Annotated in this window: 12 protein-coding genes; 5 read left to right on the forward strand and 7 right to left on the reverse strand. The window is 62.8% G+C overall.

Annotated elements, in window-relative coordinates; translation table 11 throughout:
- Positions 1-121 precede the first annotated feature (121 nt).
- Positions 122-418: a hypothetical protein gene (locus tag EKN07_RS02685; RefSeq protein WP_108715166.1), complete on the reverse strand. Its 297-nt coding sequence runs from the start codon at positions 416-418 to the stop codon at positions 122-124.
- Between EKN07_RS02685 and EKN07_RS02690 the strand changes: the two genes are divergently transcribed.
- Positions 411-1,313 carry an LCP family protein gene (locus EKN07_RS02690; RefSeq protein WP_240611392.1) on the forward strand — a complete coding sequence of 301 codons (903 nt, stop codon included), beginning with the start codon at positions 411-413 and terminating at the stop codon, positions 1,311-1,313. The genes EKN07_RS02685 and EKN07_RS02690 overlap by 8 nt on opposite strands.
- Positions 1,314-1,704: 391 nt before the next feature.
- On the opposite strand, the gene purE is transcribed toward EKN07_RS02690, so the two are convergent.
- Positions 1,705-2,229 carry a 5-(carboxyamino)imidazole ribonucleotide mutase gene (purE, locus tag EKN07_RS02695; protein ID WP_108715165.1) on the reverse strand — a complete coding sequence of 175 codons (525 nt, stop codon included), beginning with the start codon at positions 2,227-2,229 and terminating at the stop codon, positions 1,705-1,707.
- 101 nt (positions 2,230-2,330) lie between these two features.
- Positions 2,331-3,512 (reverse strand): 5-(carboxyamino)imidazole ribonucleotide synthase, encoded by a 1,182-nt coding sequence (locus EKN07_RS02700; RefSeq protein WP_240611390.1) that lies wholly within the window; start codon positions 3,510-3,512, stop codon positions 2,331-2,333.
- Positions 3,513-3,578: 66 nt separating this feature from the next.
- Here EKN07_RS02700 and EKN07_RS02705 point away from each other — a divergent pair, with 66 nt between their 5' ends.
- On the forward strand, positions 3,579-4,277 hold the full coding sequence (locus EKN07_RS02705; protein WP_240611383.1) for a GtrA family protein: 699 nt from the start codon (positions 3,579-3,581) through the stop codon (positions 4,275-4,277).
- Between the two features lie 250 nt (positions 4,278-4,527).
- Here EKN07_RS02705 and EKN07_RS02710 read toward each other — a convergent pair whose 3' ends face one another.
- A complete protein-coding gene (locus EKN07_RS02710; RefSeq protein WP_241228109.1) occupies positions 4,528-5,685 on the reverse strand; it encodes an adenylate/guanylate cyclase domain-containing protein in 1,158 nt (385 codons plus the stop codon).
- Between the two features lie 202 nt (positions 5,686-5,887).
- On the opposite strand from EKN07_RS02710, the gene EKN07_RS02715 reads away from it, so the two are divergent.
- The 3 genes from EKN07_RS02715 to EKN07_RS02725 all read left to right on the forward strand — a co-directional run bounded on the left by EKN07_RS02715 (position 5,888) and on the right by EKN07_RS02725 (position 10,531).
- Positions 5,888-7,606, forward strand: a complete 1,719-nt coding sequence (locus EKN07_RS02715) for a DUF885 domain-containing protein (RefSeq protein WP_126145584.1) — start codon at positions 5,888-5,890, stop codon at positions 7,604-7,606.
- Positions 7,606-9,276: a Maf family protein gene (locus tag EKN07_RS02720; protein WP_241228110.1), complete on the forward strand. Its 1,671-nt coding sequence runs from the start codon at positions 7,606-7,608 to the stop codon at positions 9,274-9,276. The genes EKN07_RS02715 and EKN07_RS02720 overlap by 1 nt, the downstream gene beginning before the upstream one ends.
- Before the next feature lie 277 nt (positions 9,277-9,553).
- The gene (locus EKN07_RS02725; protein ID WP_108715162.1) at positions 9,554-10,531 is read left to right on the forward strand and encodes a DapH/DapD/GlmU-related protein; all 978 of its coding nucleotides are present in this window, start codon (positions 9,554-9,556) and stop codon (positions 10,529-10,531) included.
- Between the two features lie 228 nt (positions 10,532-10,759).
- Here the strand turns inward: EKN07_RS02725 and EKN07_RS02730 are convergent, their stop codons facing one another.
- The 3 genes from EKN07_RS02730 to fdxA all read right to left on the reverse strand — a co-directional run bounded on the left by EKN07_RS02730 (position 10,760) and on the right by fdxA (position 14,044).
- On the reverse strand, positions 10,760-12,112 hold the full coding sequence (locus EKN07_RS02730; RefSeq protein WP_108715161.1) for a citrate synthase: 1,353 nt from the start codon (positions 12,110-12,112) through the stop codon (positions 10,760-10,762).
- A gap of 406 nt (positions 12,113-12,518) precedes the next feature.
- Positions 12,519-13,715 (reverse strand): succinyldiaminopimelate transaminase, encoded by a 1,197-nt coding sequence (gene dapC, locus EKN07_RS02735; RefSeq protein WP_108715160.1) that lies wholly within the window; start codon positions 13,713-13,715, stop codon positions 12,519-12,521.
- A gap of 2 nt (positions 13,716-13,717) precedes the next feature.
- Positions 13,718-14,044 carry a ferredoxin gene (fdxA, locus tag EKN07_RS02740; RefSeq protein ID WP_108715159.1) on the reverse strand — a complete coding sequence of 109 codons (327 nt, stop codon included), beginning with the start codon at positions 14,042-14,044 and terminating at the stop codon, positions 13,718-13,720.
- Positions 14,045-14,115: the final 71 nt, after the last annotated feature.

A 14,115-nucleotide genomic window follows, 5' to 3' on the forward strand; every position in this document is an offset into this window, starting at 1 on the left:
GCGCCTCCGCCGCCTCGCGACGCCCGAAGTTACGCGATTCGAATGGAAACAGCCTAAGCAGCCCCAATTCTAAGAGCGAAGTCCGCGCCCGGCAGGACGACCAGACTCCCCCGCCTAGCTATCAGCCCGCCTCACGTTCCATGGCGTCGTCGCGTCCCTCCACCTCCAGCGCGGCCGCGATAGCGCGCTCCGCCCAGCAACAGCGTCCACAGGTGCACGTGCGTGGAGACTCCGCCTCACGCCAGCCCGCCCAGGAAGCGGGCCGACCAGCACGATCCGGCCGGTCCAACAACTCGTCCCGGTCGGCAGGCACGTCGCGCTCGGCCTCCCCCTCGCGCTCCGGCCATTCTGACAGGCCGAGCGGAAGGCGGCGACGGCGCAGAAAGTGGCCCTGGGTGCTGGGCGTCTTCGTGATCATTCTGTTACTTGTTATCGGATGGCCGCTCTACCTGCTGCACTACAGCAACTCCAAAATGGAGCATGTCAGTGCACTTTCCGGCCGCGCCGATACGCCCGGCACCACCTATCTCATTGTGGGTTCTGACCGGCGTGAAGAGAACGCCATCAACGATGGCACCGAGGGGCAACGCTCCGACACCATCATGCTACTGCAGGTTCCAGAAGCGGGATCTCCCGCCCTGGTCTCGCTTCCGCGCGATGCCTATGTGGCAATCCCGGGGTACGGCGACGGAAAGCTGAATGCCTCGTATTCGCAGGGCGGACCGGAACTCCTGGTGGCAACGGTCGAGAATCTAACCGGAATGACCGTTGACCACTATATTGAAATATCCATGGGCGGAGTGCAGCAACTGGTGGACGCGGTAGGCGGAGTCAATTTGTGCTACGACTACGACGTCTCGGATGCCGACTCACAACTTGAATGGACCGCAGGTTGCCACGATGTTGACGGCGCAACGGCATTGGCATTCTCGCGGATGCGCAAGGCGGATCCTCTCGGAGATATCGGCCGTACTATGCGACAACGACAGGTGGTCGGGAAGGTTGTCGATAAGGCCATCTCTCGGGATACGCTGCTCAGCCCGGGCAGGCAGAAGAACCTGGTGGGTGCGGTCGCCGAAAACCTGACCACCGATCCCGATACCTCCATGCTGTCGCTGGTGCGAGCGGGAATGTCGCTGCGGACCGTGATGGGAGAAGGCGGGCTAATCGGTGCACCGCCGATTGCCAGCCTTGACTACCGAGTGGGCGGCCAGTCGGTGGTCCTACTCGATCAGGAGCTGAGCGATCCTTTCTTCGAGAAAATGATGAACGGCACGCTGACTGCGGACGACTTTTACCAGGCGAGCTATTAGACCAGCTTGCGGGTGCTCCATGTTGGGGTGTCGGCCTCGCGCGTCGAGGTGCGGTCCCCACGTGCTGGGTTCTAGGCGTGCGGTGCGTCGGGTCGCGGGCGCCACGGGTCGCGCCGTGTACCGGGGTTTCTGCGCCGCGAATTGCATCGTTGGCGCCGCACATCGGCTTACCGGTGCGGTACGGCGGAGTGCTTCCGTGCCGAGGCGCTTCGGCATTGAGCCGCCCACCTGGCGTCGATAAACCGCGCGATCCTCGTCGAAAGGGCCGCGAGCTTTGCCGAAGTGTCGTCATCCTTGCCGCAAGGTCGTGAGTCTCGCCGACGACGTCGCGAACCTTGCCCAAAAAGGCCCGACCGCGTCGAAGAGAGTTCCGATGGCGTGGAGGCCCCGATTACGGCCGCTCCCGCCAGCTCGCACGCAATCGCTGCCCTTTCTGAACTGCCATCGCCCGCAGACTATCTTGGAACTCCACCATCTGCTGCCGTATTCCCTGGTCTTCCGCACCAAGGATGCGCGCCGCCAGCAGGCCAGCGTTGCGAGCGCCGCCAATCGAGACAGTTGCCACCGGCACACCGGCTGGCATCTGCACGATGGACAGCAGTGAATCCATTCCATCCAGGTGTGCCAGGGGTACCGGAACTCCAATCACCGGCAGTGGTGTCACCGCTGCCAACATGCCGGGAAGATGCGCTGCCCCTCCGGCCCCGGCAATGATCACGCGCAGGCCCCGCTCAGCCGCTTTCCGACCGTAGGTAAGCATATCCTCTGGCATACGGTGTGCGGAGACGACGTCGACCTCCACGGCGACGCCGAACTCCTGCAGGATATCCGCAGCGTCCTGCATAACCGGCCAGTCGGAATCGGACCCCATCACAATGCCCACTCGCGCGCCGACTTCGGCATTCGTCTGCGTCATTGCTTCTATATCCTTTCATCTGCTCACGCTCCCGGCCCCCAGCACACACCGTCATCCCTGCGCACAGTCGCAGTGGGCGGGAATCATAATGGCGCGGAGGCCTAAGGGAGCGCCTCTTCTCCCTGCAACATGGCGGCCGCACCGCGGGCCACTGTCAGCGCCTCTTGTAAGTCGTCGCTCAACACGGTAACGTGCCCCAGCTTCCGGCCCACCCGCACAGCCTTGCCGTATGTGTGGATTTTAACTTGCGGGTACTCCGCCATGACTCGCGCGTACGCCCGGCGGGGATCTTCAAGTGCGGAACCGAGAACGTTGACCATAACGGCATGCGGGGCGCGGGGGCGTGTTGAGCCGAGCGGTAAATCCAGCACGGCACGCAAATGCTGCTCGAACTGGCTGGTAACTGCCCCCTCAATGGTCCAGTGGCCGGAATTATGCGGTCGCATCGCCAGTTCATTGACACAAGGCCGCAGGTTGCCGTCCCGCCCGCGCGCCACGAACATTTCCACGGCAAGGATGCCCGTTACATCGAGTTCCGCAGCAATGCGCTCCCCCACCCGCTGCGCCTGGCGAGCCACGGCATCCCCAATAGCGGGAGCGGGAGCAATCACCTCGGTACAGATTCCGCCCTTCTGAACGGTTTGTACCAACGGCCAGCAACGTGCCTCGCCGGAGGGCCGCCGGGCGAGAAGCTGGGCCACCTCCATCTCGAAGGCGATACGTTCTTCCAGCAGAAGGCCGCCCGGCGCCTCCGTGAGCCACGCCTGTGCGTCGTCGGCATCGTGGATAAGCATCACGCCCTTGCCGTCATATCCGTCACGCGGCATCTTGAGAACGCCGACGCCACCGAACTCCTCCAGCCCTCGCGCAACGTCGGCTATGGATTTCACATTGCGCCAGCGTGGCTGTGGTACTCCCAATTCGTCCATCCGCTGCCGCATGGCTAGCTTGTCCTGCGCAAAGCGTAAGGCATGTGGACAGGGTCGCACCGGCACCTGCGTAGCCGCTTGTGCGAGGATCTGCTCGGGCACGTGCTCGTGCTCAACAGTGATGACATCCACATCTTGAGTCAGTTGGAGCACGCCCGAGGCGTCGTCGGCCTCGCCAAGGCGTGCATGAGGGATGACTTGCCCCGCTGCACCATCCAGCGCCTCAACTAAGGCATGGAGCTGGATTCCGAGCGCCGCTGCGGGTTCCTGCATCATACGGGCCAGCTGGCCGCCGCCTACAACTCCCACCGCGGGCGCCGCCGCTTCAGCGCCTGTACCTACCACATGACGCACGAGTCACTCCTCACCGTGTTGCATCGGTCGCATGCCACAACCGCGCCTAGCCACTACACTGATAACGTGCTTCACCCTAGTCATCTCGTCCACCGCCTCCTCAAAGGCCAGTCACCACGCGAATGGTTTGTTGAGTTTGTGCGCTTCTGCGTCGTTGGTCTGGGGTCGTATGTGGTTGATGTCGGCCTCTTCAACCTGCTTGCACACACCGGCCTCGTACACCTGCCGGGCGACCAGTCCATGACTGCCAAAATCATCTCGGTGAGTGTTTCCGTCGTATTCTCCTGGATGGTCAACCGCATGTGGACCTTCGGAGATCGACGCATGGCGAACAAGACCCGCGAGTTCACCATGTTCGTGCTCGTCAACATCGGTGGAATGCTCATTGCCCTCGCCTGCCTCGCCTTCTCACGCTATGGTCTCGGGCTGCGCAGCCAATTCGCCGACAATATCTCCGCGAATATCGTCGGCCTGGCCCTGGGCACAGCCTTCCGCTATATCATGTACCGCTACGTCGTATTCTCCGGTCAGCACGATAACCAGGATGCCACTGTTCCCACTCGCGCCACCGATGACGACGACTATGCGGACGGGGGCGGTGCTACGGGCGAGAGCAGGGCCGGTAATGACTGCGCCATGTGCGAGAGCGATGCCGGAGCTGGTGACGCCACTGGCAGGAGCGATGCCGGTGATGACGGTGCTGCGGGCGACGGCCGTCCGGACGACGACGCCAAAGAGGCCTATGAACCCGTCCCCGCCGTCTGACCCGGCGGTTGTCCAGTTCGCTGGCCCTTAGACTCGGCGGACGGTGTCCAAATCCCGTCCAAACGACTCGGGCGGGACGCAGTGGCCGTTGCAAATCCGCGTGATTCCGCCATTTTTAAATTGGAGCAATTCCACTTTACTGTCGTTTGGACGGGATTTTGACACTTCCAAACCGACGCAATAGCACCACGCGAACCGAGCGCAAGAACACCACGCAGTCCATGCGAACCGCCGCATCATGCAGTCCGGTCTATTGCGCGGGCATGCGCCGCAGTTCCACTGCCTCAATACGCCCGATCCCCTGCAGCTCGGGGGACCCGGCCTGAACCAAGGTGTAGCGTCCTGGTTTCACCGCTCGCAGCAGATTCGCCGTATTTCGATCAGTCAGCACGGAACCGGTATCCGCTTCATCCACCAATCGCGATGCAAGATTCACCGTGGGCCCGAAAATATCACCGAACCGCGACACCACGCCGCCCCACACCAGGGAGGCCCGCACCGGAAGCATGCCGGGCACCTGCCGCAGTTCCTCCACAATCGAGCTAGCGACCTCGGCACCAACGACGACGTCGTCGGCAATGAACAAGAAGGCGTCGCCGATGGTCTTGACCACGCGGGCGCCGTGAGAAGCGATCACGTCGCGGCACGTGTATTCAAAGGTCTCAATCAACTCGATGAGCTCCGCCGAGCCAATCTCATTGGAGCGGTTCGTGAAGGCCACCATATCGACGAAGCCGACCGCGCGTTGCAGTTGCAGATCATCCGCGTTGGAGAGCTGCATTTCCGATACTTCGGCCTCGGAGCGTCGCAGCAACGAGGCAAGGTGGCGGCGCCAGGCGTAATTCATTTGCATGCGCAGGAAGTCTTCATAATCACCGAAATGGTCCAAGATCCAGAAGCGGGCCGATATCCCGTCCAGTTTCAGTTCATTCTCCGCATACTCCACTAGTGCCTCATGCTGCCAGAGCACCAGACGATCCGCCATATGCGATTCGGAGCGAATAAGTGATGTCAGCGATTCTTCGGTGAGCAGGCCCGATTCCAGAATGTCGCGGTGCTGGCGCAGCGACTCAATATCGACGTCGGCGAATACACGGTCGTTGTCTTCGTCCTCGATTGTCGGAAAGCCCATGGAGAGCCAGATACGCCGGGCGAGGCGGGTACTTATGCCCGCGATCTGGGCCGCCTCAGCCAAGGTATAGATCTCCCGACCGCCGAGCAGGCGATCAACGTGGCGCTGTACCGTGTTGCGTGAGGCCGAGGGTGTGCCGTCTGTGGCGGGCGCGTCGGGTACCGGCTGCGGCGACGAGGCCGGAGTGCCGGATGCAGATGCACTGCCGGGCGATGCCTCACGGCCGGGCACCTCACGGCCCACATCGTCCATGGTGCCGTCCATGGCGCTACTCACCACCGTTCCTCCTTCGCGTCGGCTGACTGAAGCCACAGCATTTCCGCAGGTCAAACCGCAGACACTGTAGCAGCTTGTGTTTTCGATCACAAATGAGTGTAGCGGCCAGAGCGCGCGACGTCGAGACTTTCCGGCGAATCCCTTCCATATTGCTCGCGCAGAGCATGCCCGCTGATCGGGCTGGACCATTAGGCTGGGATACATGACTGCACACGATGAAGCAACTGCACAGCCGCACACGGCACAAGAGGTGCCCTCAGCGATCGACGAGCTCAGCGAATCCTACTTCTGCGAGTTGCTCCGGCTTTCCCCCACGCTAACCACAAGCGTCGGCTTGGCGGGGGCCGATGAAGGTACTCTCGACGACTACTCGCCCGCCGGTACGGAAGCCGAACTGGCCCTGGCACGCACTACGTTGCAGTCCTTGGAGAAACTAACCCCACGCGACAGCGCCGACGCCGTGAGCGCCGCAGCCCTGCGCGAACGCCTCTCTCTGCAGGTGGAGTTCGCCGAGCAGGGGGAATCCGGCGGCACCATAGATGTCATCGCCTCGCCGATCCAGTTGGTCCGCGATTCCTTCGATCTTATGGCGCGTGACACCGCAGAGCAGTGGGTGACAATTGCGCGTCGGTTGGAAGCCGTTCCCGGTGCGTTGACCGGCTATCTGGTGTCATTGAACAAGCGTCTGGACTCCGGGCCCGCCGTCGCGCTGCGGCAGGTGGAACGCTGTGCCGAACAGTGCGACACCGTTGCCGACGCCGACCGCTCCTCCCTGCAGCGACTGGTCACAGCCGGTGCCGCCGCGCATCCAGAGCTGGCCGAACGGCTGAATGCGGCAGCCGCCACCGCACGGGCGGCTTACGGTGAGTTGGCCGAAACCCTGCGCCGGGATGTCGCACCACGGGCCACGGAACTGGACGCCGTCGGTCGTGATCGCTACCAGTTATTCTCGCGGGAATTCCTCGGCTCGACCGTCGACCTCGACGAGACCTATGAATGGGGGCTCTCCCAGCTTGAGTCCATCGTGGCCCAACAGGAGGAAATCGCCCGCGAACTGTATGGGCCCGGCGTCAGCGTGCGCGAAGCGATGAACCGGCTCGACGCCGATCCCCGCTACCGTATCCACGGCACGGACACGCTGCGCGAATGGATGCAGAAGACGTCCGACGACGCCGTCGCCGCCCTCAACGGCACCTACTTCGACATCCCGGCGGCCATGCGCCAAATTACCTGCCGCGTTGAGCTTGATGGCACCGGCATCATCTATTACACCGGCCCCACCGAGGACTTCTCACGACCTGGTCAGATGTGGTGGTCCGTCCCCTCCGGTGTGACGGATTTCTCCACCTGGCAGGAAAAGACAACGGTCTATCACGAGGGTGTTCCCGGGCATCACCTGCAGCTCGGACTGGCCACCTATCTGCGCGATAAGCTCAACCTGTGGCGCCGCCTCGGATGCTGGGTATCTGGACACGGCGAAGGCTGGGCGCTGTATGCCGAACAACTGATGGACGAACTCGGTTTCCACGACAATCCGGCAGATCGTATGGGCATGCTCGATTCGCAACGCCTACGCGCGGCACGCGTCGTTGTTGATCTCGGTGTTCACCTCGGAAAGCCCGCCGGTCAGTGGGGCGAGGGGGCTTGGGACCATGAGTCTGCCTGGCGCTTCCTGCGGGAGAACGTCGCCATGGATCCGGCATTTCTCTCTTTTGAACTGGATCGCTACCTAGGCTGGCCCGGGCAGGCACCCTCCTACAAGATCGGGCAGCGCATTTGGAATGAGCTGCGCGAAGAGGCACGTGGTGCCGCTGCGGCGGCGGGGCGCGAATTCGACTTGAAGGAATGGCATATGCGCGCACTCTCCTTCGGATCGCTCGGTTTGGATGTGTTGCGCGACGCCCTGCGGGAGGCCGAGTAATGCCCCCTGCATTGCCGCCGGAAGACGCAGGGTCTGTTTCCTCGGACCCGACAGGCGCGCTGCATCCGGTCCCAACAAACTCGGCGCCTGGTGAGCAGTCTGGATCGCTGCCACTAGTTCCTGCGCTCACCCCGTCCTTGGAACCCGCGCGCATCCCGCCTCAAAGTCCGGGCGGATTGGCCCCGGACCGTTCCACGGGCGGTCCTCACCTCTCGCTGCTGCTAGCAAGCAAATCCCCCGCCCGGCTGTCGATCCTGCGGCAGGCCGGCATTGAACCACTTGTCCACGTCTCGCATGTGGACGAGGAGTCTGTGCTAACGGGAGTGAAAGGCGGCCCTCAGCGGCAGGTACTTGTTCTCGCTACCGCAAAGGCACGCGCCGTCGCGCGGCAGCTACGCGCCGACCGGGCGGATAGCGGACAGTCCAGCATTGAGCCGACCAGTATCCAGTCGCCCGTGGCCTTGACGGAAGGGAACCCGGCAGGCGGAGCTCTCGCCGACGGCGTCGCTGGTCATTACGCATCGTTGCCCGGCCCCGCCGTCGACGAATCGCATAGCGGAGCAGGCGCACTCCACGAATCGGCGGAAAGCCGCACATCGGGTGAAGTCCGCGCATCAGGCGAAAGCAGCGCATCGGCTGAAGGCGACGTCTCCGCTGCGGGCAGCACCTCGGTTGAAGGCAGCACGCCCGCTGCAGTCAGCACAAACGCCGCACTCCCTGACCTGATTCTGGGCTGCGACTCCATGTTCGAGTTCCAGGGCAAACTCTTCGGCAAGCCGCGCAACGCCGACGAGGCGCGCGAACAGTTGCGCGCCATGTCCGGGCAGTCCGGATTCCTGTACACCGGGCACTGCCTGCTGCGCCCACAGACCGTGTTCAGCCTAAGTGCCGTCCAAGAGTCAAGCGTCCGATTCGCCCGCATGTCCGACGCCGAGATCGATGCTTATATCTCCACCGGTGAACCTTTGAATGCTGCGGGATGCTTCATGATCGATGGCATGGGCGGCCCCTTCGTCACCGGTCTGCACGGGGACTATCACAACGTAGTCGGCCTGTCTCTTAGCTTGCTGCGCAACATGCTGGCAGAGCTCGGCCTGTCCGTGGCGCAGCTGTGGACACGCCCGGGCGTGAAATCGGTTCCGCTTACGCCACGCGGCAGTGAATTCCTGCAAGACACCAGGCTTTTCAACCCCCAGCAGGATTCTGACGGCTTCGTATTTTGCGGGAACTGCAGGCAGCGGCACTGGGGTCTGGCCGGGGCAGCCGGTCTCGCCCTGTTCCGACGTCACGAAGGACGCCCGCAGGTGTTGCTGCAGTTGCGGGCGCCATGGTCTCATAACGGCGGTACCTGGTCGATCCCCGGCGGGGCATTGCGGTGTGATGAAACCCGCCAGCAGGGAGCTCTGCGCGAGTTCGCGGAGGAAACGGGTATCGGTGCGGAGCATATCGCCATTACGACCAGTTACGTCATTGATCATCAAGACTGGAAGTACACCACCTTCACGGCACAATGCCTCGACGACGTCACTCCCACGCCGAATAACGAGTCGCAGGAGCTGCGCTGGTTCGACGTCGATGACATCCCCACCGGCGTGCCGGGTACATTACATCGGCAGTTCGCAGAAGGATGGCAGACCGTACGTGGGCTCATGCCCCCAGAGGTGAGATAGGCACAGCGCACCGCCGCTACAAGACACACCGGCACTACAAGCCGGGCAAAGCACCTAATGAGATAGTCACCGCACGTCGGCGCCACTAGGCACGTCGGCACTACAAGCCGCACAAGGGAGCTTAATCAGATAGTCGCCACACACTGGCACCACAAGCACACCGGCACTACAAGCCGCACAATACGCTTAAGCCCCAAATCTGAGACGAGCGCCCGTTCGGACCGCTCACTGGTCGGCTTGTCAACGGCAACCCGGTGCAATCCGATAGGCTTGGCCCATGAGTGACAACACCGCGTGGGGCTTCGGCCTCGCAACCTCCCGCCCGGATGGCAAGGTACTGGATGTCTGGTACCCGCACCCGCAGCTCGGCAGCCCGCCTGACGACGCCCAGCCGGATCCCCTGCTGCTATCACTTGAGAGCGACGACGAGCTACGCCGCGTCCACCTGCGCATCGTGAAAACCGTCATCAACCTCGACGATGAACCCTCCAGCGCGGCTGGCGCTTACCTGCGGCTTCATTTGCTGTCATGGCGCCTAGCGCAGCCCAACAGCATCAATCTGGATGGCATCTTCTCGGTGTTGGAGAACGTGGCGTGGACCAGCTCGGGCCCTTGCTTCCTGGAAGACTTCGACGCAACTCGCATGCGCATTCGTGCCGCGCGCAACACACCGATCCGTATCCTCTCTGTCGATAAGTTCCCGCGCATGGTGGACTACGTCATCCCCTCCGGCGTGCGCATCGCCGATGGCAACAACGTGCGCCTGGGCGCCTATCTGTCGGAGGGCACCACCGTGATGCATGCAGGCTTCGTCAACTACAACGCCGGGTCGTTGGGCCGAGCGATGATCGAGGGTCGCGTCTCACAGGGCGTCGTCGTCGACGACGGAGCCGATATCGGCGGAGGCGCCTCGACCATGGGAATCCTCTCCGCCGATGAGAAAAAACGCGTACGTGTAGGAAAGAGATCACTACTCGGGGCCAATTCCGGTCTCGGTATTGCGCTGGGCGACGATTGCATTGTGGAGCCGGGGCTGTATGTCACAGCGGGCACGCGCGTCACGCTGCTTCCAACCGGAGGTGTGACTCCCGGCCGCGAGGGCTACATCCAGGAACCCGACGTCGTACCTGCCCGCATGTTGTCCGGGTTGAACAACATCATGTTCCGCCGCAATTCCACCTCCGGCGCCGTGGAGGCATTACCGCGCCCAGGCGCGAACGGTAGCGAGCTCCAGGCGCTTATGCAGACCAGCTGACGGGCGCGGAGCGCGGCTGGGCCGCGTCAGCCCATAGGGCGCGGCTGGGGCACGGCGGCTCGCAAGAGCTTCTAGCACACCGGCCCGCAAGACGCAGGCCTGCAAGAAGTGGAGGGTTTTTCAAGAAACAGAGGAAAAATTCCGACACTTCTCCACAAACCCTCCACTTCTCGCCCGCACCCGCTGCCGGGCGCGCCCACGCCCCACGCCACGGGCGGCAGGTTCTCTCTACAGGCGCTTGATATCCATGTCGAAGGTCAGCGCCACGTCGTGCAGCTTGGCACGGCGGTTACGCGGCACCCAATCGCGCTTCTCGATTCCCACGTACACCTGCCGCGGGCGCCCGATGCGCTGCGTCGGATCCGTGATCATCTCACGGTACTGCGCAATCCAGCCGGGCAGGCGGCCCAGCGCGAAAAGCGGCGTGAACATCCGGGGCGGGAAGCCCATTGCCTGATAGATCAGACCCGAGTAGAAATCGACATTCGGGTATAGCTTGCGCTCGATGAAGTAGTCATCCGCCAGAGCCGTCTCCTCAAGTTCCTTGGCGATGTCGAGCAGCTCGTTGTCGCCGCCCAGGCTCCCCAACACCTCGTCTGCCAGCGACTTCACTACACGAGCACGCGGATCGAAATTCTTATAAACGCGATGGCCGAAGCCCATCAAGCGTACCTTGTTCTCCTTGTTTTTCACCTGCCGCACGAACTCGGCAACACTGATCCCGGAATCGCGAATCTGCCCGAGCATGCTGAGCACCGCCTCGTTCGCACCGCCGTGCAACGACCCAGACAGTGCACCGACGCCGGCCGCCACCGAGGCATACATATTCGCCTGGGACGATCCCACGAGGCGCACCGTCGACGTCGAACAGTTCTGTTCGTGATCCGCATGGAGAATGAACAGTTTGTCCAATGCGTTCACAATTGTCGGATCGATCTCCTGCATCTGATAGGGCAGGCCGAATGTCATACGAATGAAGTCTTCGGTGTAGGAACGCGACGCATCCGGGTACAGCAGCGGTAACCCGGTCGCACGCTTGGCAATATACGCGATCATGGTAGGAACCTTCGCCATGAGCAGTACCGTTGCCAAGTCCAACTGCTCCGGGTCGCGCGGATTAAGGGTGTGCTCGTAATAGGTGGCGAGGCCGGCGATGCCGGATTGCAGGATTGCCATGGGATGCCCGCCTGCCGGGAATGCTGTGAAGAATGCCTTGAAGTCTTCGTGCAGCAGAGTATGTCGCTTGATTGAACGGGTGAAATCGGCCAGCGACTTCGAGTCCGGCAACTCGCCGTACACCAGCAAATAGGCAACTTCCAGAAAAGTACAGTTCTCCGCCAGCTGCTCGATGGGATACCCCCGGTAACGCAGGATGCCGGCGTCGCCATCGATATATGTGATCTCAGACTCGCATGAGGCGGTATTAATGTATCCGGGATCAAGGGTGACAGCACCCGTCGTCGCCATCATCTTCGAGATCCGTAGTCCATCAAGGCCCACCGTCGCACCTGCGCGGGGAAGCTCCATGGCTGTGCCGTCAACTTCCAGGCGCGCTGGACGCGGGGCATTGTTCTCAGTCATTGTGACCTCCTCATTTTGCGGCTCACGCCGCTCAGACCCCGGCGGGGCCGTGAGATTTCCTCTGATGCACGATACTACGTTCCCGGCGGCCCGATCGTCGAGGCGGCAGGGATGAGACTTTGAAAGAGAACCTGCTTCAGGTTCTACGACGGCGCAGGCCGATCACTGCCCCATCCGGTCGCACGTCCGGTCATTCCGGCTTCACGACTGCGCAGGGCCCACTCAACGCGCAGCCGAGCCGGGCGGGATACTACCCCGTGGCCGCGCATTCCACGTCACTGGCACTGGTACCCAGGCGAAGCACCGCAGCACGGGTCTTCGCGGGCAATGCCCACGCTGACCAACCCCCACACCCACTCGACTGGAGCAGGATCGCGGCCCCACGCGCGTCATGCGCCGGGCGGCCTCACGCCTGAGCGCGCTCCAACTCTTCCGGCAGCAGGGGCAAGCGGCGCACGGCCTCGGCGATGGCCTCGTCATGGGCCGTCAACGCAATACGCACCCGCTTGCGCCCCGCCTCTCCGTAGAAGACTCCCGGCGTCACGACAACGCCCAGGCGGGCGCAGGCATGGACAATATCCCAGCAATCGGCGCTGCCGCGCCGGTCCGCGGCCCATAGGTAGAGTCCTGCAACGCAAGCCGGATCGTCGATGAGACCCGCCGCCTCCAACACCCCGCGCAAGGCCTCCCGGCGTCGGCTATAGACCTCACGCTGGGCCTCCATATGGGTGGTGTCATTGAGCCCCACCGCCATCGCGTGTTGCACCGGTGCGGGCATCATGAATCCCGCGTGCTTACGAATCTCGGTGATTGCGGCAATGCGCTGCGGGTCGCCGGCTAGAAATGCCGCGCGATATCCCGCCAGGTTGGACTGTTTGGACAGGGAATACAAGCTGAAGATGCCCCGGTAGTCGCCGTCGCACACGCGCTGGTCAAGTATCGACGGCGCCTCGGGAACCTCCCACACCAGTTCCGCGTAGCATTCATCGGATGCCACTACTACCCCACGCGCACGCGCCCAAGCCAGTATTCTGCGCAGTTGCTCCACATCGAGCACGTGCCCGTTCGGGTTTCCGGGAGAATTGAGCCACAGCATGGAGATGTTCTCGGGCCACGAGTCCGGGTTCGCGTCGGCGTCAATCGGGCAGGGCGTAGCACCCGTGAGGCGAGCACCGACGTCGTACGTCGGATATGAGGTCTGCGGGAAGGCGACGACGTCGCCATTTCCCAGGCCGAGCAGAGACGGCAGCAGCGCGACCATCTCCTTGGAACCAATCGTGGGAAGGACGCCGAGGGTGGCACCTGCGTCAACGCCGAGAGAGGCGCCGACAGCGACGCCGAAAGATGCCCCGGCAACAACACCGCGCCGTCGAGCCAGCCATTCATAGATCGCCTCGCGCAGTTCCGGACTGCCAATTGTCGCGGGATAGCCGGGCGAGTCGCTTTCCTCGCGCAGTGCCTGCTGGATGATCTCCGGCACCGGGTCGACGGGCGTGCCGATCGTCAGATCGACCAAGCCTCCCGGGTGAGCGGCGGCGCGCTCACGCACCGGAAGCATTGAGTCCCAGGGAAAGTCGGGAAGTCGGGAGGCATCTAGAGGCATCGTTACTCGCTGGCGTCACGCGGGGGCAGCCCCGCAACGTAGGGGTGATCTTTGCCGGTGGGGCTTACGGCGGCGGCGCCGCCCGGTGAGCCGAGGTCGTCGAAGAACTCGGCGTTCACTGACTTGAACACCGACCATTCTTCCGGCACATCGTCCTCGTAGTAAATGGCCTCAACGGGGCAGACCGGTTCACATGCACCGCAGTCAACGCACTCATCCGGGTGTATGTAGAGGGTTCGCTCGCCCTCGTATATGCAGTCCACCGGGCACTCATCCACACACGCCCGGTCTTTCACGTCCACACAGGGCAGGGCGATGATGTACGTCATATCCCAACTCCTTTTCTACGGATATCTACGTGTTTATTATCGCTGGTTTCGCATGAGAACGCGAGAGCCAA

It is taken from the genome of Actinobaculum sp. 352, assembly GCF_003957265.1.
In the GTDB taxonomy this organism is placed as follows: domain Bacteria; phylum Actinomycetota; class Actinomycetes; order Actinomycetales; family Actinomycetaceae; genus Asp313.